The following is a 19,325-nucleotide window of genomic DNA, read 5'->3' on the forward strand; positions in this document are numbered from 1 at the left end:
GGAACGGGAACATGCTATGAGGCGGGTCTATGGCCGAAGACGCCGCCCTCTCCGCTGACCTGTTGCCGGCCGCCTTCGCCGACTGGTTCGCCGCGCGCGGCTGGGCACCACGATCTCACCAGCTTGAGATGGTCGCCCGCGCCCAGGCCGGCCGTGACGCCCTGCTGATTGCGCCCACCGGCGGAGGCAAGACCCTGGCTGGTTTTCTGCCCAGCCTGATCGAGCTGGCTGAGCGGCCGCCGGCCAACACGCCCCGGGGGGTCCATACCCTCTACATCTCGCCGCTGAAGGCCCTGGCGGTGGATGTGGAGCGCAATCTGGCCACGCCGATCCGTGAGATGGGCCTCTCCATAGTCGCAGAGTCCCGCACCGGCGATACCGGCGCGGCCCGGCGCCAGCGCCAGCGGGTCAAACCGCCGGACATCCTGTTGACCACGCCCGAACAGCTGGCCCTGTTCTGTGCCTGGGAAGGGGCCAGGGCCTATTTCGAGGACCTGTCCTGCATCATCCTCGATGAGATCCACACCCTGCATTCCACCAAGCGCGGCGACCTGCTGGCCCTGGATATCGCGCGACTGCAGACCTTCAGCCCTCACCTGCGCCGCGTGGGCCTGTCGGCGACGGTGGATGATCCCGACGTGATCCGTCGGTGGATGGGTTTTCATGCCGGCGAGGACGTCCCGCCGCCAGTCGATCTGGTGCTGGGCCCGGCCGGAGCGCCGCCCATCGTCGATGTGCTGCTGTCGGAAGGCCGGGTACCCTGGGCCGGCCACACCGCCCAGCACGCCATGGCCGAGGTCTATGAGGTCATCAAGACAGCCCGAACGGCGCTGGTGTTCGTCAATACCCGCTTTCAGGCCGAGTTCGCCTTCCAGGAGCTGTGGCGGCTGAACGAGGATGCCCTGCCCATCGCCCTGCACCACGGCTCGCTCGCCGCCGAGCAGCGCCGCAAGGTGGAGGCCGCCATGGCCCGAGGCGAGCTGCGGGCCGTGGTCTGCACCTCGACCCTGGATCTCGGCATCGACTGGGGAGACGTGGACCTGGTCATCCAGCTGGCCTCGCCCAAGGGCGCATCACGGATGGTGCAACGGATCGGCCGGGCCAATCATCGGATGGACGAGGCCAGCCGCGCCCTGTTCGTGCCCGCCAACCGCTTTGAGATGCTGGAGTGCCAAGCCGCCCGGGAGGCCATTGCCGAGAACCGCTTCGACGGGGATCCGCCCCGGGTTGGCGCCCTGGACATCCTGGCCCAGCACGTCATGGGCTGCGCCTGTTCGGAGCCCTTCGACGCCCTGGCCCTCTATGACGAGATCCGCAGCTGCGGCCCCTATCGAGCTTTGGCCTGGGAGGACTTCGAGCAGGTGGTCGACTTCGTCTCCACCGGCGGCTACGCGCTTCGCTCCTATGACCGGTACCGGCGGATCGTGAAGGGGCAAGACGGCCTGTGGCGGGCGCGCAATGCCGACACTATCCTGCGCCATCGCCTGAACGTCGGGGCCATCCTCTCACCGGCCATGCTCAGCGTCCGCATCGCTGGCCGTGGCGGCCGCGCCGGCCGCAAGATCGGCGAGGTGGAGGAAGGCTATCTGGAGGCCCTGGAGCCCGGGGACACCTTCGTTTTTGCCGGTCAGGTCTGGCGGCTGGTGGGGGTCACCGCCCTGGATGTTCTGGTGACGCCAGCCCCGGCCAGTGACCCCAAGCTGCCGTCCTGGGGCGGCTCGAAATTCGCCCTGTCCACCTTCCTCGCCAAGCGGGTGCGCGAGCTGATGTTCGACCAGAGCCATTGGTCGGTGCTGCCCGCCGATGTGCGCGAGTGGCTGGAACTGCAGCGGGACCGCTCCCTGATCCCCGCCGAAGACGAGATGCTGGTGGAGACTTTTCCCAGGGTAAAGCGCCACTTCATGGTCTGCTACCCCTTTGAAGGCCGCCTGGCACATACCACCCTGGCCATGCTGATGACGCGGCGGCTGGAGCGGATGGGGGCGGCGCCCTTAGGCTTTGTCTGCAACGACTATGCGCTGGCCGTCTGGTCCCTCAACCCCATGGACGGGGTCGATCTCGACGCCCTTTTTGACCAGGACATGCTCGGGGATGATCTGGAGGACTGGTTGGCCGAGAGCTACATGATGAAGCGCGCGTTCAAGGGCTGCGCCATCCTGGCCGGCCTGATCGAGCGGCGGTTCCCAGGGGCAGAGAAGTCAGGGCGGCAGGTCACCTTCTCGGCAGACCTTGTCTATGATGTGCTGCGCCGCCATCAGCCCGATCACCTGCTGTTGCGCTGCGCCCGGGAGGATGCGGCCACCGGGCTTATCGATGTGGCGCGGGTGGGCCATATGCTGGCCCGCATCCAAGGCAAGATTCGCCATGCGGCGCTCAATCATCTGTCCCCCTTTTCGGTCCCCATGCTGCTGGAGATCGGACGGGAACGGGTGGCTGGAGCCTCTGGCGAGATGATCCTGGCCGAGGCCGCCCAAGACCTGATTGCTGAAGCCAGCTCATGACCGCCCTGCCCCGCATACCTGCCCCCGCCCCCTATGCCTTCGCCCAAAGCCCCTGCGGCGGACTGGAGATGGAGATCGTTGGGGCGGCGCTGCGCATGCGCGTCTCGGGTGCCCTGTTCGACCTCGCCCATCAGGCCCTGATCGTCGCCGATCTGCATTTCGAGAAGGGCTCGGCCTATGGCATGCGGGGCCAGTTCCTGCCGCCCTATGACACCCGCGACACCCTCGACCGCCTGGAGGCCGAGGTGGCGGCCCTGTCGCCGCGCGTGCTGATTTTCCTGGGGGACAGCTTCCACGACGGTCGGGCTGAAGACCGGCTGGCGCCCGACGATGCGCAGCGGCTGGCGGCACTGGCCGCGGGCCGAACCCTGATCTGGCTGGTGGGCAACCATGACGCCGAAGGCCCCCGACGTCTGCCGGGCGAGGTGATCGACACCATGACCCTTGGCCCCCTGGTTCTGCGGCACGAGCCGGAACCTGGTGAACAGCCAGGGGAACTGTCGGGGCACCTGCACCCCTGCGCCCGGGTGAGCTCGGGGCGCGGAACTGTGCGGCGCCGCTGCTTCGCCACCGACGGAAGCCGGATGATCCTGCCGGCGTTCGGGGCCTATGCCGGGGGATTGAACCTGAAGGACGCGGCCTTTTCCGGCCTTTTCGCCCGCCCGCCGATGGCGGGCGCCCTGGGCCGCGACCGAGTGCACGCCATCGGCTGGCGCTCGCTGACCCGCGACTGAGATGGCCTTTAGCGCCTTCGGAAGACCACGGAGGCCAGCCAGCCAGAGGTCAGGGCGATGATCACCGAGACAATGCCGTAAAGCCAGGGCCGCTCGTGGGCGAACAGATAGAGCCAGCGCTCCAGCCCGGCCTTCTCCACCGTGATCGTCCTCGACCGTCGGGAGACGGGCTCCCCTTCCTGGAACAGGATGATCTCGGTCTGATACTCGCCAATGGGCGCAGAGGTGGGCAGGTCAATCTCGGCCCGGAACAGGCCCTTGTCGACAAACCGGACCCCGTCCTGGTCGGTGGCGTAGAGATCGGCCTTTTCCTTCAGACGGATCACCGCCCGACGCCATTCCAGATAGTCGCCCCCAAGGCGGCTGACCACCACATCCCGGACCCCATAGCGCGTCTCGATCCGCTCCTCCTCAGGGGCGTTCATGGGCAGGTGATCAATGCCCGCCCCCAGCCGCCGCAGGGTGGAGAAGCTGGCGATTTCGGTCAGGGGGCGCGAGGAAGCGGCCATGTAGAAGCCGGGGGCCCCCTCAAACACCACCGGTCGGGAGTTCACCCAAAGGCCGGCGACGCGCACCTTGCGCGCAATCCGGATGGGCTGGTCGGGTCCCCGCACGATGACCACCACGTCGGACGGTCGGGTCTCTGGGTCAAAGACCGCACCATAGAGGACGATCTGCGCGCCCGAAAAGGCTGAGGTGACCCGGACATTGGCTTCGGTGAGAGCGGCCGAAACCGTCGGGCCAGGTTCAGGGGCGACGATCGCCGGCGGCGGCAGGGCGGGGGTGATCATTACTTGCCAGCCCCCACCAGGATGAACGGATCCTCGGGGTTGATAAACAGCACCAGCCCCATCTGCAGGCCCATGATCAGCACGATGAGGCCCAGCACCGCGCGGAGTTCCTCCGCCCGGAAGCGGGACGAAGCCCGGGCGCCGAACTGCGCCCCGAGAACCCCGCCGAGCAGCAGCAGAGTGGCCAGGACGATGTCCACCGACTGATTGCGCCCGGCCTGCAGAATGCTGGCCAGGGAGGTGGTGATGATGATCTGGAACAGGCTGGTGCCCACCACCACACCGGCAGGCATGCGCAGCAGATAGACCATGGCCGGCACCAGGATGAAGCCGCCGCCGACCCCCATGATGGCGGACAAAATGCCGACAAAAATGCCCAGAACCACCGGTGGAATGACGCTGATATAGAGCCTGGAGCGGGGAAATCGGACCTTGAAGGGCAGGCCATAGAGCCAGACGGGACGCCGGTCCCGCGGCTTGGCCGGCGCCAGGCCGCGCCGCTGGCGCAGCACCGAGCCCACCGACTCCACCAGCATCAGCCCCCCGATCAGCCCCAGAAAGATCAGGTAGGACAGGGAGACCACCAAGTCGGCCTGGCCCATAAGGCGCAGCCAGCGGAACACCTCCACCCCCACGAGGGCACCCAAGGCACCCCCCGCGGCCAGCACCCCGCCCATGCGGAAGTCCACCTGGCGTCTGCGGCTGTAGGAGATCACGCTGGAGGCCGAGGACGCGGCCACGTGATTGGCCTCGCTGGCCACGGCGACCACGGGGGGAATGCCCATCCACAGCAGGATCGGCGTCATCAGGAAGCCGCCACCGATCCCGAACAGGCCAGAGATGAACCCCACCACCGCCCCAAGCAGGACAAGGACCCCGGCGTTCACCGAGACCTCCGCTATGGGCAGGTAGATGTCCACGCCTTTAGCGCCTCACAGATCTTGGGACGCCGGAGCGTCCGAGCGTTAGGGCCGCCGCCGGTCGATCAACGGGTGAAGACGGAGAGCTTCGAAACCGTCGTCTGGTCGAGGGCACCTGTGGCGGCCAGGCCTTGATCACGCTGATAGGCGGCGACCGCAAGGCGAAGGGCTGGCGAGGCCGCGCCATCGGTCGGCCCCTGATAGTAGCCCAGCCGCGAAAGTGCACGCTGCGCCGTCCGCAGAGCTTCGGGGGACACCCCGCTTGCCGCCGTGGCGACCGGGGCAGCCGCCTCGGTCGGCCGGAAGGCGCTGGCGGCACGTTCAGCCACCGCCTGTGCGGCTGGCGTCAGACTGCCCTTGATCCGCTCGGCGCTGGCCGCAGCATCCTTGTCACCGGCACGGCCAGCGATCATGAACCACTTATAGGCCTCAGCGGCGTTCTGGCTGACCCCAAAGCCTTCTTCGTAGAGCCGCCCGAGATTGTACTGGCTATCTACAAGGCCCAGATCGGCAGCCCGACGGAACCATTGGGCGGCGGTGGTGGAGTTCTTTGCGCCGCCGACACCCTCGAAATAGTAGAGGGCGAGGTTGTGCATGGCCTTGCGGTCGCCCCCTTGGGCGGCGCGCTCGGTCCAGCGGCGGGCCTCGGTCGGATCCTTCGGGACACCCGCGCCACCGGTCTCAAAGAGCTTGGCCAGGTAGAACTGGGCCGGCGCATAGCCAAGATTGGCCACCCGCTTAACCTCGTCGACTCCGCCGGCGACGCCTTCTTCCACCTGCCGGACGGCCTCGGCATAGAGGGCTGGAAAATCATCGCGCATCTGGCCCGACAGGGCCGCGTCTTCATCATCCAAGGCGGTCTGCGGAGCCAGGGCGATGGAGGCGCGAGGGGTTGCGCCTTCAGCTTCCAGGGCGGCCATATCCCCGGGGGCTGTCCGTCCAGCAGATACAGCCTGGGCCACGCGGGCGGGCAGATCCCCTGATGGATCCCCGCCCATCAGCACCATGCCGCCGGCCGCCATGCCGAGGAACGCAGCGCCCCCGGAAATCAGCAGGGCCGTCTGCAGCGTCGAACTGGCCCGTTTCTTGGGCTTAACCGAGAAGCTGCTGAACAGCGAACCGCCGGCCGCCTTTGGCTCGGGAACGACCTTGTCCTTTGCCTTGCCCTTGCCCTTACGGCCCTTGGCGTCAGGAGCGGGTGCGGCGCGGGCCGCAGCGCGGGCCTGGGCGATGACTTCACGGGTGGAGAGGGCCTGGGGCTGGGTGGCGCGGCTCGGCGCAACCTGCGGCTCCAGGAACTCCGCCTCGTCCTCAAAGCCGAACTCGTCCTCCGGTTCGGCCCGCATCTGCGGAGCAGGCGAAGCGCTCTCAGCCCGTGCGCGCGGTGAGGGTGCAGGCTCAGGATTTGCGAAGGGATCGAAGTCGTCCACAACCGGCGGCTCGGCGCGGCGGGACATCGGCGGCGGCGCAAAGCCGTCCGCAGCCTCGAAATCTTCCGCCGCCAGGGGCGGGCGTTCGGCCTCGGCGGAGAAGGCCTGCGAGGCTGGGAAGGCTTCGTCGGCGACCGCAAAGGCCTGCCGCGTCATGGGCTCGCCCCGAGGCTCGGTGACGCCGAAGCCAGCAAAGTCTTCTAGCCCAAAGGGGGAAGCCTCCAGGGCAGCAGTCGTTGACCGCGGTTGCAGTGCGGGCGTCGGGGCTTCAGGCTCGGCGACCGATGCGGCCTCCAGATTCCGAGGGGCTTCGGCCAGCCGGTTGTCGATGCGCTCGCGGGCCTGCTCCAGCAGACGCGCCGTACGCTCTTCGCTCTGACGGATACGCTCGGAAAGTTCTTCGGCGGCCCGATCCTGACGGCTGCTGATCCGCTCAGTGACCCGGGCCACCTGGTCGCCGACATCATCGATGGCCTGGGCCGAGCGCCGCTCAGCGGTAGCGATCCGCTCCCCGAGGCGCTCAGTAATCTTGGCAATCTCGCCTCCCAGACGCTCCAGCGCCTCGGCGTGCATCGAGTCTGACCGACCCAGACGGGCCTCCATGGCCGTGGCGATCCGGGCGACCTCACCGCCGACGGTCGAAATGGCCTGAGCACTGTGGTGCTCGGCCGTCTGGACCCGACGGTGCAGGTTCTCGGCCATGCTGAGCACCTCGCGCCCCATGGCTTCGATGGCTTGGGCGGAGCGCTGCTCGGCATCTCGCACATGGTTGGTCATTTCACCCAACCGGCGCTCCATCCGGTCGAACCGACCATCGGCCGCCGCGTGCAGCTTCTGGGTCATCTCGACCCTGGAAGCCTCGAGCCGCTCGGTGAGCCGGGCGGCCATTTCCTCCAGCCGCCGGTCAAAGGCCGGGACATCGCCGGACTCCACCGACTGAATGCGCCCGTCCAGATGGGCAAACGACTCTCTCAGACTGTCGAGGGCCTCGGTTGTGCGGATCTCGGCTTCACTGAGCCGCTGCGATACACGACCGACAACCTCTTCGATCAGGCCAGGAGACTCACTGCCCCCCTGCGCCGCCACCCGGTCGACCCGAGCCTCGATGGCACCCAAGGCCTCCCGCGTGCGGGTTTCACCGTCGTAGAGATGATTGGCGACCTTGGCGACGGCACCTTCCAGGGCGCGCAAGGCTTCCGCCGAGCGCGGGCCTGCGGCCTCAGCCTCCACACGACGCAGCCGATCGGCGATCCGCGCCTGTTCGCTGGCCACACCCTCAACCGCGCCTTCGAACCTCGACGCCACGGCAATATGCTCACGCTCAGCCGCCTCGATCCGGGCCAGGGCTGAGCGAACAGAGTGTTCGACGCCCGACACGGCCAAACCGGTCCGGCTCTCGGAAACTTCAAGGCGCTCGCTCAGGCGATCGAGGGCCAGGGCAATGCGGCCCATTTCATCGGCGGGATGCTGGGCAGCCTCAACCCGGGGCGGAGCATCCTCTGCCCGACGGGCGCTCTCGAAATACTGGGGCGCGGGATGGCGTACGATATCGGCCTCGGAGACGGCATCCTCCGGACCTTCATCCTCTAGAATCATTCGATTGAGCCATTCGCCCAAGGTCATTCCCGAGCGTCGGGCGAGGTCTTTGGCGACCTCCCGAGCTTTCGGGTCAATGCCCTTGACGCTCCATGGCGTCGCCGCCGTCATTCGAATCGTTCTCCTACCCAATATGGACGCTAACCACCGAGCCTTGGGGTGTAAACGCAAGGTTAACGCTAGATGTAGCGTTTGGAGTGATCAGCTGTGGATGACGGCCCCGACCAGGGCCGCCTGTCCGGCAACAGGGGCCGAGGGGGTTAACGAAAGGTTAATCCGTAGGGTTTGCCCTTCAGGCAGGGCTGGGCTAACGCGAGGCTTATGGACCTGTCCGTCACCCTGGCGCTGGGCGCCGCTCTCCTGGCCGTGACCGTGTTTTCCGGATGGATGGGCGCGCGGCCCCCTGACCTCCGCCGTGGGCCAAGAATGTTGCCCTATCGCTTCATTATGCTCATGGCGGCAGCCTGCCTCATCGTGGTCCTGGTCCACCTGGTCAATATGATGGGCGTGGTCACCGGGCCCCGGCGTTTTTAGCGACCATCTGCCTAGCCTTCACCGCTGCCCTCTGAACGTGGATCAGACTTCCGTGGGCGCTTGGCCAAGGCCGCCATGCCCCCCGATGACAGCAGGCCCACATCGGCGAGCAACAGGGGTATGGCCCACTTATGTGGTGCGGCCAGATAGCGGGGCTGCCAGAGGGGATCGTATTTGTCCTTGTACCGCCGGACGCCCTGAAAATTGTAAATCTCCTCCCCCCGCTCGTAGAGCAGCCGGCCCACCCTGGACATGATGGGCGCAAAGGGGCGGCCCTCGAGACCCGCCAGGGGCGCCATGCCAAACTCGAAGGCCTGATAGCCTTGCGCCTTGCCCCAGGCGATCAACTCCACAAAGAGGAAGTCCATGATGTTCTTAGGCGCCGCATTGGCATAACGCATCAGATCCATGGAAAAGGCCGTTCGCCCGCTGGTCGTCCATAGGGTGGCAAAGGCCACGAGCTTGCCATCCTGGCGCACCAGAGCGATGGGAAACTCCGAGACATAGGCCGGCGCAAAGGCCCCCATGGTGAAGCGCTTTTCGCCGCCGGCATGGTTGTCCAGCCACTCGTCCGAGATCAGCTGGAGTTCGTCCAGCACCTCGGCCACCTGACCGGGGGGCACAACCTCGAAGGTCGCGCCCTCCTCCCCGGCCTTGCGCCAGGCCCTGCGCAGGTTGCCGCGCTTGCGCCCCTCCACCGAGAAGGTCTCCAGGGGGACCACTGCCGCCTCGCCGATCTTCTGCAGGGAGAAGCCCAACTCGACCACTTCGGGCAGGTCATCCGCCCCCAGGGCGTAGAGCCCCGGACGGGCGGCATGGGCGTCGGCCAACTCCCGGAAGCGCCAGAGCAGTTCCAGGCGTTCGTCGCGGCGCCCGACCGGCGCCCCCAGGGCGATCCAGGAGCGCCCACGGACCCCGAACATCAGAAAGGAGTCCCCGCTCTGGGAGAACAGGAACCGCTTGTCCCCGAGGAGCGCGAGGTTGGAGGCCGGTTCCGCCGCCTGGGCCGAGGCCAGAATGGCGCGGACCTGCTGAAAGTCATGGTCATCAGGGGTGACCACACGGGGCTTTGCGGCAGACGCAAACAGTCGCCAGATCCCAAAGGCCATGAGCCCCAGCGCTGCCCCGACCCAGGCACGGATGGCGCGGGCTGCGTCATCCTCCACCATGACGTTGATCCAGCTCTGGTGCCCATAATTGGCGTTCTCGAAGGACCAGAGGCCGAGCAGCCCCGCCCCCACCACCAGGGCTGCGGCGGACACCAGCCACCCGGGCGTGATCTCCATCCGCGACAGGCGGGCTTCCCGGGTGAAGGCGTCACGGAACGGGGCCAGGAACAACAGCAAGGCCCCCAGCCACGCGGTCTCCTCCCAGACAATGCCCTTGAGCAGGGTCAGGGGGAGCGACACGCCTAAGGCCACCATGGTGGCGATCCAGGCGGCATCCAGACGAGCGCGCAGGCCAAAGGCCAGGAAAATGAGGATCAGGCCCAGCACGCTGGACAGAAAGTGGGAGAGCTCAATGAGGATGACCGGGGCCATTTCCGCCAGCAGCAGGAAACGGTTCGGCACGGACGGGGTCGCCGCCGAGACCACCAGCATCACACCGGCCGCCAGGGTGAGGATGGCGCCGGTCAGCGGGGCTGCGGCCAGGCCGGCGGGCCGCAGTTCGCGCAAGAGCCTCATAAAGTCGAGCGTCCTGATGAAGAGTCCGCCCGTATATAGACCGGATTCGTTAAGGACAGCGTCGGTTTGGCTTCAAACACGTGTTCGCAAGGCCGCTTGCTCTGCGTTCGCCCGGCGCTAATGTGGCGCGCAAAATCCGGTTCCATCATTGGGAGTTCTTCATGGCCGACTTCGGCAGCGCAGACCTCGACACCTTCCGGTCGGAAGTCCGCACCTGGCTGGCGGCAAACTATCCGGCAGAGCTGCGCGATCCGTCGGTCGAGGTCGATCCTGAGGCCATGTGGGGGGGACGGGTTTTCCAGGACTCCTCCGATCCCCAGATCGCCTGGATGCGAAAGGTCGGCGAAAAGGGTTGGACCGCCCCGACCTGGCCAGCCCAATACGGCGGCGGTGGCTTGAGCCCGGCGCAGGCGCGCATCCTTGATCAGGAGATCAACGCCGGGCGCTATCGGACGCCCCTGGCCTCCTTCGGGGTCTGGATGCTGGGTCCGGTGCTGCTGGAATACGCCAATGAAGAGCAAAAGCAGGCCCACCTGCCGAAGATCATCAAGGGCGAGATCCGCTGGTGTCAGGGGTATTCGGAGCCCGGCGCGGGCTCCGACCTGGCGGGCCTGCAAACCCGTTGCGAAGACAAGGGCGACCACTGGCTGATCAATGGCCAGAAGGTCTGGACCTCCTATGCCGACAAGGCTGACTGGTGCTTCTGCCTGGTGCGGACGGACACGAGCAAGAAGCATGAGGGGGTGTCCTTCGTGCTCATCGACATGCGCACCCCCGGCGTCGAGACCCGGCCGATCCAGCTGATCTCCGGTGAAAGCCCCTTCTGCGAGACCTTTTTCACCGACGTGAAGGTCCCCAAGGGCAATCTGGTGGGCAAGGTCAATGGCGGCTGGGACATCGCCAAGCGCCTGCTGCAGTACGAGCGCCAGAACATTTCAGGCGGCTTTGGCGGCGGCGGCGGGGCTGGCGGCACAGCCGGCGATCTGGCGCATGTGGCCAAGGGCTATCATGGCCTCGACGCCAGCGGTGCCCTGGCTGATACTGATCTGCGCAGCCGCATCACCCAAAACAAGATGAACATGCAGTGCCTCGGCCTGACCATCAGCCGCACGGCAGCTGAAGCCAAGGCCAGCAACGGCCCCAGCGCCGCCGTCTCCATCATCAAGTACGCAGCGGCGAGCTTCGCCCAGGACCGCTCTGAATTGATGATCGAGGCCATGGGCCATCAGGGGCTGGGCTGGGACGGCGAAGACTTTACGGCGGGTGAAAAGCTGGCCACCCGGGGTTGGCTGCGGTCGAAGGGCAATTCCATCGAAGGCGGCACCAGCGAAGTGAATTTGAACGTCATCTCCAAGCGCGTTCTGGGGCTGCCCGATCCAAAGTAGGCGATTGCGCAGAGCCGCCGGTCGCATTTTCGGCCGGCGGACACCCCGGACGACATTTTGCAAAGGCGGATTTCCATGGCCGATTTTGGCGGCGATCTCGATACCTTCCGCAGCGAGGCTAAGACCTGGCTGAACGCAAACTTCCCTGCCGCCCTGAAGGGCGATATTGCCGCTCAGACCGCAGCGGCGGCCGGCGGCAAAGAGGATCCTGCGGCCCGCCAGTGGCGTGAGGCCATGGGCACCAAGGGCTGGGGTGTGCCGACCTGGCCCAAGGAATACGGCGGTGGTGGTCTGTCCCGGGCCGAGGCCCGGGTTCTGGCTGAGGAAATGGCGGCCATCGGTGCCCGCAATCCCATCGGCGGCATGGGCGTGATGATGTTTGGTCCCACCCTCCTGGAGTACGGCACCGAGGCGCTGAAGCAGCAGCACATGCCCGGGATCGTCACCGGCTCGGTGCGGTGGTGCCAGGGCTATTCGGAGCCAGGCTCCGGCTCTGACCTGGCCTCTCTACAGACCCGGGCCGAGGACAAGGGCGACCATTGGTTGGTCAATGGCCAGAAGATCTGGACGTCGGGTGCCAATCTCGCCGACTGGTGCTTCTGCCTGGTGCGCACCGACACCTCGAAGAAGCATGAGGGCATCTCCTTCCTGCTGATCGACATGCGCAGCCCTGGTGTCGATGTCCGGCCGATCCTGCTGATCAATGGCGGTTCGCCCTTCTGCGAGACCTTCTTCACGGACGTGAAGGTGCCCAAGGACCAGCTGTTTGGCCCGCTGAATGGCGGCTGGACGGTGGCCAAACGGCTGTTGCAGTTTGAACGGGACAACATCTCGGCGGGTCTCGGGGGCGGCAACATTGGCGCGGCGGCCGCTGTGATGAGCGTCGAGGATGCAGCGAAGAAATATGTCGGCCTTGATGAGACCGGCCGCATTGCCGACCACGACCTGCGCCGCCGGATTATCGAACACCGAATGGAGGCCCGCGCCTTCCAGCTCACGGTCCGCCGCGCCGCTGATGAGACCAAGTCCAATGCCGGGCCCAGCGCCGCCACCTCGATCATGAAATATGCCGGCGCCAAGGTCGCTCAGGATCGTAACGAGCTGCTGATCGAGGCCTTCGGCCATCAGGGCCTCGGCTGGGACGGCGAAGCCTATGACGAAAGTGAACTCGCCCTGGTCCGCGCCTGGCTCCGGTCCAAGGGCAATTCCATCGAGGGCGGAACCTCGGAAATCAATTTGAACGTGGTCTCCAAGCGGGTGCTCGGCCTGCCGGACCCGAAGTAAGCGCGCGACTCCCCGAGCGATCAACTTCGTGCTATAGTGCACTATAACATAATGAATTTATGGGAGAATAATTATGGCTGACTTTGGTGGCGCTGATCTGGACGGCTTCCGGACCCAGGCGCGCGAGTGGCTGAAAGCCAATTTCCCCACCTCGCTGGCTCATGATACTGAAGCCCAGACCCGGGCCATGGGCGGCGGCAGCGAACTGACCGGCGACATGGCGATCTGGCGCGACCGGATGGGTGAAAAGGGTTGGGGCGTTCCCACCTGGCCTGCCCAGTACGGCGGCGGCGGCCTTTCGCCTCAGGAAGCCCGGGTGCTGGCTCAGGAAATGGCCGCCATCGGCGCCTGGAACCCCATCGGTGGCATGGGCGTGGGCATGTTCGGCCCGACCCTGCTGGAATACGGGACCGAGGACCAGAAGAAGAAGTACATCCCCGACATCGCCACCGCCAAGGTGCGCTGGTGCCAGGGCTTCTCTGAGCCGGGCGCGGGCTCTGACCTGGCGGCCCTGTCGACCCGGGCTGAGGACAAGGGTGATCACTGGCTGGTCAATGGTCAGAAGATCTGGACCTCCGGCGGCCAATGGGCGGACATGATTTTCTGCCTGGTGCGGACCGACACCACCAAGAAGCACGAAGGCATCTCCTTCGTGGTCTTCTCCATGCATCAGCCTGGGGTCGAGGTGCGTCCGATCCGCCTGATCGCGGGCTCCTCGCCCTTCTGCGAAACCTTCTTCACCGACGTGAAAGTGCCGAAGGAAAACCTGATCGGCCCCCTGAACGGCGGCTGGACGGTGGCCAAGCGCCTCCTGCAGCACGAGCGCAGTGGCATGGGCGGCCGGGCTGGCGAAGGCGGCAAGCGGGACTCCCTGGGGGTCATCGCCAAGAAGTATGTGGGCGAGGATGAGCAGGGTCGCCTGGCCGATCTCGACCTGCGCACCCGCATTGTCATGAACGATATGGACCTCAAGGCCCTGCAGCAGACGGTCAAACGCGCCGCCCTGGAGGCCAAGGGCAATTCCGGGCCCTCGGCAACCACCTCGATCATGAAGAACGCCAATATGAAGGTGGCGCAGGACCGGGCCGAACTGACCCTCGAGTTCATGGGTCACCAGGGCCTTGGCTGGGAAGGCGATTCCTTCACCGAGGAAGAGCTGACCGCTGTCCGCAGCTGGCTGTCTGGCAAGGCCGGCTCGATTTACGGCGGGTCCAATGAGGTGCAGAACAACATCATTTCCAAGCGCATCCTCGGCTTGCCCGACGCTGCGCCGGCGAAATGAATTTAAAAAACTGATTTTCAAGGAGAATTTTAATGGCAGATTTTGGCGGCTCTGATCTGGACGCCTTCCGCACGGAAGCCCGCGACTGGATCGAAGCCAACTTCCCCAAGTCCCTGAAGGGCAAGGGAAGCATGATGATGCGCGAAGAGCGCACTGAGCCGACCCCGGACATGGAATCCTGGCGCAAGGCTATGGGCGAAAAGGGTTGGGGCGTCCCCACCTGGCCGGCCCAGTACGGCGGCGGCGGCCTGACGCCGGCCCACGGCCGGATCATCCAGCAGGAGCTGGGCCGGGTTGGGGCCTATAACCCCATCGCCGGCATGGGCGTGATGATGTTCGGCCCGACCCTGCTGGAGTACGGCACTGAAGCGCAGAAGCAACAGCACATCCCGCCGATCGTGAAGGGTGAGCTGCAGTGGTGCCAGGGCTTCTCCGAGCCGGGTGCCGGCTCTGACCTGGCCTCCCTGCAGACCCGCGCCGAGGACAAGGGCGACCATTACATCGTCAATGGCCAGAAGGTGTGGACCTCGGGCGCTCAGTGGGCCCAGTGGTGCTTCTGCCTGGTGCGCACCGACACCACCAAGAAGCATGAAGGCATTTCCTTCGTGCTGTTCTCCATGGACACCCCTGGCGTCGAAGTGCGTCCGATCCCGCTGATCGCCGGCAACTCGCCGTTCTGCGAAACCTTCCTCACCGACGTTCGCGTCGAAAAGGATCAGGTCGTGGGTCCGGTGAACGGCGGCTGGACGGTGGCCAAGCGTCTCCTGCAGCACGAGCGTAGCGGCCTGTCGGGCGCTGGCGGCGGTGCGGGCCTGGGTGGCCGGTCCCTGGTCAAGCTCGCCAAGGACTATGTGGGCACCGATGAAGCCGGTCGTCTGTCGGACACCGATCTGCGTACCCGCGTGATCATGAACGAAATTGACGGTCGTGCTTTCCAGCTGACCGCCATGCGCGCCATGGTCGAATCCAAGGCCAATTCCGGGCCTTCGGCAGCCACCTCGATCATGAAGAATGCGGGCACCCGCTGGATGCAGGATCGCGCTGAGCTGACCATCGAACTGATGGGTCATCAGGGACTGGGCTGGGAAGGCGACGACTTCACCGCCGAAGAGCTGGGCGCCGTGCGCTCCTGGCTGGGCGGTAAGGCGACGACCATCTATGGCGGTTCGCAGGAGGTGCAGAACAACATCATCTCCAAGCGCATCCTCGGCCTGCCCGACCCGAAATAAGAACTCATTAGAATTACATAGGGATTACAATAAGATGGCCGTTCTCAACGAAGAACAATCTATGCTTCGCGACGCCGCGAAGAGCTGGGTGCAGGAAAAGTCTCCCGTCACCGCCTTCCGCAAGATGCGCGATAGCGGGGTCGAGCTTGGCTACGACGCCGACGCCTGGAACGAAATGGCCGAAATGGGCTGGGCTGGGGTGATCATCCCCGAGGAATACGGTGGTTCGGACTTCGGTTATCTCTCCATGGGCCTGATCCTGGAAGAAACCGGCCGCACCCTGACCGCCTCTCCGCTGCTGGCCTCGGCCCTGGCTTCGGCGTCGGCCCTGGTGCTGGGCGGCTCCGACGCTCAGAAGTCGGAATGGCTGCCCAAGATCGCGGCGGGTGAAGTGGTCGGCGCCCTGGCGGTCGACGAAGGGGCGCATCACGCGCCGGAAAAGGTCGCTCTGAAGGCTGAGAAGTCCGGTTCGGGCTACAAGCTCACCGGTGCCAAGTCCTTCGTGCTGGAAGGCCTGGCGGCGAACCTGCTGGTTGTCTCGGCCCGCACCTCGGGCAAGCCGGGCGACACCGACGGGATCACCCTGTTCCTGGTCGCCGGCGACGCCAAGGGCGTGAGCCGTAAGCGTCTGCACCTGGCCGACAGCCGCGGTGCGGCCAATATCACCTTCGACGGTGTCGAAGTTGGTGCTGACGCCGTCCTGGGCGAAGTCGACAAGGGCTACGCCCTGCTGGAAAAGACCCTGGACCGCGCCCGCGCTGGCCTCTGCGCCGAAATGCTCGGCTCGGCCGTGCAGGCCTTTGAAGTGACCCTGGACTACCTCAAGGTCCGGGTGCAGTTCGGCCAGGTCATCGGATCCTTCCAGGCCCTGCAGCATCGCGCGGCCAAGATGTTCACTGATCTGGAACTGGCCCGCTCGGCGGTGGAAGCCGCCCTTCAGGCCATTGACTCCAACACCCCGGACGTTCCGGAACTGGTCAGCCTCGCCAAGGCCAAGATGGGCGACGTGTTCCATCTGGTGTCCAACGAGATGGTCCAGATGCATGGCGGCATCGGCATGACCGACGCCCACGACTCGGGCTTCTACATGAAGCGCGCCCGTGCGGCTGAGGCGGCCTTTGGCAACCAGGGCTATCACCGCGACCGTTACGCCCGCCTTCAGGGCTACTAAGCCGCAGTCCCCGGCCTCGTCCGGGACAGCGTTGCTTGACAAGAACCCCCGGCCGCATGGTCGGGGGTTTTTTGCTGTCTTTCGCCTCAGCCCAGGCCGTACGGCTGGAAAAGACTAGGCTTAACTTGCCTTCTACTGCCGCCCGCCTCGCCAAGAGTAGGGATATTCGCTATCGCAGCCTCTAGGGTTTGCGGGGGCGGCATGGACCAGAATTCTCTCATCAGCGTGATCATCCTCGGCATCATCGAGGGGCTGACGGAGTTTCTGCCGGTGTCCTCAACCGGCCACCTGATCCTGGCGGCCGAACTGCTGAACTTCAAAGGCCCTGCCGAGACCACCTTCAAGGTCGTCATCCAGCTCGGTGCCATCATGGCGGTGTTGGTGGTGTATGCGCAGCGGTTCATAGGCGTCGGGCTGGGTGCCCTGCAGGCCAAGCCTGACGACATCGCCTTCATCCGCAACCTGGCCCTGGCGGTGTTGCCGGCCATGGTGATCGGGGTCTTCGCCTATGACGCCATCAAGCTGATGCTGGAGAACCCGACCATCGTCGCGGTGATGCTGATCGTCGGGGGCATCGCCATCCTGATCATCGAGAAGATCGCCCCTGCGCCGGTGATCCACGGCATTGAGCAGCTGTCCTGGCGCAACGCCCTGCTGATCGGTCTCTTTCAATGTATGGCGATGATCCCGGGCGTCTCGCGCTCTGGGGCCACGATTATGGGCTCGCTGATGATGGGGGTCGAGCGCAAGACGGCGGCAGAGTTCACCTTTTTCCTGGCAGCGCCGACCATGGTCGCGGCCACGGCCTATGACCTGCTCAAGACCTGGGACCAGTTGAATTTTGACGACTTGACCGGCATCGCCATCGGTTTCGTGGTCGCCTTCCTGACGGCCCTGCTGGTGGTCAAGAGCCTCATCAGCGTGGTGGGGCGGTTCGGCTTCGCCCCGTTTGCCTGGTACCGCATCGCCCTGGGGTCCGTGGCCCTGGCCTATCTCACTTTCGCCTGAGCAGCCCTGACCCTGACCTTAGAGAACCGGCCTAGATTGGAAACTCCAGCTGAGCCGTGAGGCCCCCGCCCGGCGCTGGCAACAGCACCAGTTCGCCCCGCACCTGACTGGTCAGGCTACGGGCCAGCCATAGGCCAAAACGTTCTCGGGCTTCCCCCCCGTCGGCCACGAGCCCTATGCCGCCGTCGGTGACGGTCAGTCGGCCCAGCCCGTCGCTTGCAACCAATCCGATCTGGATTCGGAGCACGGCGGCACCCTGCAGGCCATGGGTCAGGGCATTGGACACCAGTTCGTTGAGGATCAGCGCGAGGCTTGAGGCGGCCTGGTCGCGGACGTGTATGGGATCAACACTGACCAGCACCTCTACCGGCTGACCGGCCTGCCGCCGGCGCCAGACCGGTGCCATCTCCTGAATGTACCCCGCGAAGTCGATACCCTCGGCCGATCGCTGGCGCTCCAGAGATCCGAGGGCACCGATGGCCTCGGCCATCCAGACCATCTGGCGGCGAACTTCGAGATCGCTGGCCTTCTGGCCGCGCATTCGCGCCAAGGTCGCCAACAGCTGAAGGGTGTTGGCGGTGCGATGGCGCACCTCGGAGGCCCGTTCGGTGACCGGCTCATCCTGGTTTTCAGACATGCGTAAGCACCCCTTCGCGCCGACAGTTGAACATGGCCACGATGAAAGCGTTTGTCACAGGTCGATACGAGTCGTCCTCTCGCGAAAGGGCGCAACGGCGGCGTCCGGGGGCCTGCGGACGCCGTAAGGTCTGACAGACAGAGGAGTGCCCCATGGGTGACGGCGTGATTGGACGGAAACTGGCAGTCATCCGGGCTGTGATCATCGCCATCCTGGTTCCCACGATCCAGGCCTTTACCGGCTGGGGACAAAGCGCCGCCGAGTTCTCTCAGGATGGCAACAGCACCCTGCGGGCGGCGGGCTACGCCTTCTCGATCTGGGGGGTGATCTATACGGGCCTGATCGTCTACGCGGTGTACCAGGCGCGCTCTGGCCGGGGTGAAGCCCCGCTCATGGTGGCGGTGGGCTGGCCCTCGGTGGTGGCCATCCTGGGCTGTGGCGTGTGGATCATCGCCTCGGCAGCAGACCTCGATTGGGCCTCGGTGGCGGTAATCCTGATCTCGGCCGCCGCAATGATCTTCGGCCTGATCCGGGCCAAGTCCGCCGGGCTGGGCCTGAGCGGCTGGCCCCGCCGGCTGGTGATCTGGCCCCTGGGGCTCCTGGCGGGATGGCTGACCGCCGCTGCGGCCCTGAACATCCTCACCGTGCTGACCGCCCAAGGGATCATCGGGCCGGATTCTGCCCTGCCTGCCGCCCTGGCCGGGGTGGTGGGCGTTGCGGTGGTGGCAGCGCTGACTGCCGTGAAGGTGCGGGTCGGTGCCTATGGCCTGGCTGTGGCCTGGGGACTGGTGGCGGTGGCAGTCGCCGAAGCCGATCCCAAGCCCCTGGTGGCGCTGACGGCCCTGGTGGCCGCCGCCCTCGTCTCCGGCGTGACCTTGATCCTGGCCCTACGCGCCTCACCCCGGGACCTTGACGCGCCGGGCATAGAAAAGGCGGCCTGAAGCGCCATGCTCCAGGCCGCCTGATCTGTCGTCACATGGGACGAACCGACGGGCTTAGCCGAACTGGTTCATCGTGTTGTGGACGCCGCCGGCCTTAAGCGCAGCTTCACCGGCGAAGTACTCCTTGTGATCGTCACCAATGTCGGAGCCCGACATGTTCTGGTGCTTCACACAGGCGATGCCCTGGCGGATTTCCT

At 65.8% G+C, this 19,325-nt stretch carries 15 protein-coding genes; 10 read left to right on the forward strand and 5 right to left on the reverse strand.

What is annotated here, in order from left to right; translation table 11 throughout:
* Positions 1 to 29 precede the first annotated feature (29 nt).
* Together MH112_RS00585 and pdeM are read left to right on the forward strand one after the other, a co-directional pair.
* Positions 30 to 2,501: a ligase-associated DNA damage response DEXH box helicase gene (locus MH112_RS00585; RefSeq protein WP_296562642.1), complete on the forward strand. Its 2,472-nt coding sequence runs from the start codon at positions 30 to 32 to the stop codon at positions 2,499 to 2,501.
* The gene (gene pdeM / locus MH112_RS00590) at positions 2,498 to 3,235 is read left to right on the forward strand and encodes a ligase-associated DNA damage response endonuclease PdeM (protein ID WP_296562644.1); all 738 of its coding nucleotides are present in this window, start codon (positions 2,498 to 2,500) and stop codon (positions 3,233 to 3,235) included. Before MH112_RS00585 ends, pdeM begins: the two co-directional genes overlap by 4 nt.
* A gap of 8 nt (positions 3,236 to 3,243) precedes the next feature.
* On the opposite strand, the gene MH112_RS00595 is transcribed toward pdeM, so the two are convergent.
* From MH112_RS00595 to MH112_RS00605, 3 genes are all read right to left on the reverse strand, one after another.
* Positions 3,244 to 4,026 carry a TIGR02186 family protein gene (locus MH112_RS00595; RefSeq protein WP_296562645.1) on the reverse strand — a complete coding sequence of 261 codons (783 nt, stop codon included), beginning with the start codon at positions 4,024 to 4,026 and terminating at the stop codon, positions 3,244 to 3,246.
* Positions 4,026 to 4,946 (reverse strand): sulfite exporter TauE/SafE family protein, encoded by a 921-nt coding sequence (locus MH112_RS00600; RefSeq protein WP_296562647.1) that lies wholly within the window; start codon positions 4,944 to 4,946, stop codon positions 4,026 to 4,028. The genes MH112_RS00595 and MH112_RS00600 overlap by 1 nt, the downstream gene beginning before the upstream one ends.
* A gap of 65 nt (positions 4,947 to 5,011) precedes the next feature.
* The gene (locus MH112_RS00605) at positions 5,012 to 7,972 is read right to left on the reverse strand and encodes a peptidoglycan-binding protein (protein ID WP_296562649.1); all 2,961 of its coding nucleotides are present in this window, start codon (positions 7,970 to 7,972) and stop codon (positions 5,012 to 5,014) included.
* A gap of 321 nt (positions 7,973 to 8,293) precedes the next feature.
* Between MH112_RS00605 and MH112_RS00610 the strand changes: the two genes are divergently transcribed.
* Positions 8,294 to 8,506, forward strand: coding sequence for a hypothetical protein (locus MH112_RS00610; RefSeq protein ID WP_296562651.1), 213 nt, complete (start codon positions 8,294 to 8,296; stop codon positions 8,504 to 8,506).
* Between the two features lie 11 nt (positions 8,507 to 8,517).
* On the opposite strand, the gene MH112_RS00615 is transcribed toward MH112_RS00610, so the two are convergent.
* On the reverse strand, positions 8,518 to 10,191 hold the full coding sequence (locus MH112_RS00615) for a GNAT family N-acetyltransferase (protein WP_296562652.1): 1,674 nt from the start codon (positions 10,189 to 10,191) through the stop codon (positions 8,518 to 8,520).
* A 161-nt stretch (positions 10,192 to 10,352) separates the two neighbouring features.
* Between MH112_RS00615 and MH112_RS00620 the strand changes: the two genes are divergently transcribed.
* From MH112_RS00620 to MH112_RS00645, 6 genes are all read left to right on the forward strand, one after another.
* The gene (locus MH112_RS00620; RefSeq protein ID WP_296562654.1) at positions 10,353 to 11,576 is read left to right on the forward strand and encodes an acyl-CoA dehydrogenase family protein; all 1,224 of its coding nucleotides are present in this window, start codon (positions 10,353 to 10,355) and stop codon (positions 11,574 to 11,576) included.
* Between the two features lie 75 nt (positions 11,577 to 11,651).
* Complete coding sequence (locus MH112_RS00625; RefSeq protein ID WP_296562657.1) at positions 11,652 to 12,860, forward strand: acyl-CoA dehydrogenase family protein; 1,209 nt, start codon at positions 11,652 to 11,654, stop codon at positions 12,858 to 12,860.
* A 73-nt stretch (positions 12,861 to 12,933) separates the two neighbouring features.
* Positions 12,934 to 14,142, forward strand: coding sequence for an acyl-CoA dehydrogenase family protein (locus tag MH112_RS00630; RefSeq protein ID WP_296562659.1), 1,209 nt, complete (start codon positions 12,934 to 12,936; stop codon positions 14,140 to 14,142).
* A gap of 32 nt (positions 14,143 to 14,174) precedes the next feature.
* On the forward strand, positions 14,175 to 15,371 hold the full coding sequence (locus MH112_RS00635) for an acyl-CoA dehydrogenase family protein (RefSeq protein ID WP_296562661.1): 1,197 nt from the start codon (positions 14,175 to 14,177) through the stop codon (positions 15,369 to 15,371).
* 34 nt (positions 15,372 to 15,405) lie between these two features.
* Entirely contained in the window at positions 15,406 to 16,542 is a 1,137-nt protein-coding gene (locus MH112_RS00640) for an acyl-CoA dehydrogenase family protein (RefSeq protein WP_296562663.1), read from the forward strand.
* A gap of 201 nt (positions 16,543 to 16,743) precedes the next feature.
* Complete coding sequence (locus MH112_RS00645) at positions 16,744 to 17,550, forward strand: undecaprenyl-diphosphate phosphatase (protein ID WP_296562665.1); 807 nt, start codon at positions 16,744 to 16,746, stop codon at positions 17,548 to 17,550.
* 31 nt (positions 17,551 to 17,581) lie between these two features.
* Here MH112_RS00645 and MH112_RS00650 read toward each other — a convergent pair whose 3' ends face one another.
* Entirely contained in the window at positions 17,582 to 18,187 is a 606-nt protein-coding gene (locus MH112_RS00650; protein ID WP_296562667.1) for a sensor histidine kinase, read from the reverse strand.
* Positions 18,188 to 18,339: 152 nt separating this feature from the next.
* On the opposite strand from MH112_RS00650, the gene MH112_RS00655 reads away from it, so the two are divergent.
* Positions 18,340 to 19,128: a hypothetical protein gene (locus tag MH112_RS00655; RefSeq protein WP_296562668.1), complete on the forward strand. Its 789-nt coding sequence runs from the start codon at positions 18,340 to 18,342 to the stop codon at positions 19,126 to 19,128.
* Positions 19,129 to 19,325: the final 197 nt, after the last annotated feature.

The sequence above is a fragment of the Phenylobacterium sp. genome, from assembly GCF_022402485.1.
GTDB lineage: Bacteria > Pseudomonadota > Alphaproteobacteria > Caulobacterales > Caulobacteraceae > Phenylobacterium.

Bases quoted from the DNA above. Each gene is read 5' to 3' on its own strand.
- MH112_RS00585 (WP_296562642.1), top strand. From the start codon at position 30: ATGGCCGAAGACGCCGCCCTCTCCGCTGACCTGTTGCCGGCCGCCTTC.
- pdeM (WP_296562644.1), top strand. From the start codon at position 2,498: ATGACCGCCCTGCCCCGCATACCTGCCCCCGCCCCCTATGCCTTCGCC.
- MH112_RS00595 (WP_296562645.1), bottom strand. From the start codon at position 4,026: ATGATCACCCCCGCCCTGCCGCCGCCGGCGATCGTCGCCCCTGAACCT.
- MH112_RS00605 (WP_296562649.1), bottom strand. From the start codon at position 7,972: ATGATTCTAGAGGATGAAGGTCCGGAGGATGCCGTCTCCGAGGCCGAT.
- MH112_RS00610 (WP_296562651.1), top strand. From the start codon at position 8,294: ATGGACCTGTCCGTCACCCTGGCGCTGGGCGCCGCTCTCCTGGCCGTG.
- MH112_RS00615 (WP_296562652.1), bottom strand. From the start codon at position 10,191: ATGAGGCTCTTGCGCGAACTGCGGCCCGCCGGCCTGGCCGCAGCCCCG.
- MH112_RS00620 (WP_296562654.1), top strand. From the start codon at position 10,353: ATGGCCGACTTCGGCAGCGCAGACCTCGACACCTTCCGGTCGGAAGTC.
- MH112_RS00625 (WP_296562657.1), top strand. From the start codon at position 11,652: ATGGCCGATTTTGGCGGCGATCTCGATACCTTCCGCAGCGAGGCTAAG.
- MH112_RS00630 (WP_296562659.1), top strand. From the start codon at position 12,934: ATGGCTGACTTTGGTGGCGCTGATCTGGACGGCTTCCGGACCCAGGCG.
- MH112_RS00635 (WP_296562661.1), top strand. From the start codon at position 14,175: ATGGCAGATTTTGGCGGCTCTGATCTGGACGCCTTCCGCACGGAAGCC.
- MH112_RS00640 (WP_296562663.1), top strand. From the start codon at position 15,406: ATGGCCGTTCTCAACGAAGAACAATCTATGCTTCGCGACGCCGCGAAG.
- MH112_RS00645 (WP_296562665.1), top strand. From the start codon at position 16,744: ATGGACCAGAATTCTCTCATCAGCGTGATCATCCTCGGCATCATCGAG.
- MH112_RS00650 (WP_296562667.1), bottom strand. From the start codon at position 18,187: ATGTCTGAAAACCAGGATGAGCCGGTCACCGAACGGGCCTCCGAGGTG.
- MH112_RS00655 (WP_296562668.1), top strand. From the start codon at position 18,340: ATGGGTGACGGCGTGATTGGACGGAAACTGGCAGTCATCCGGGCTGTG.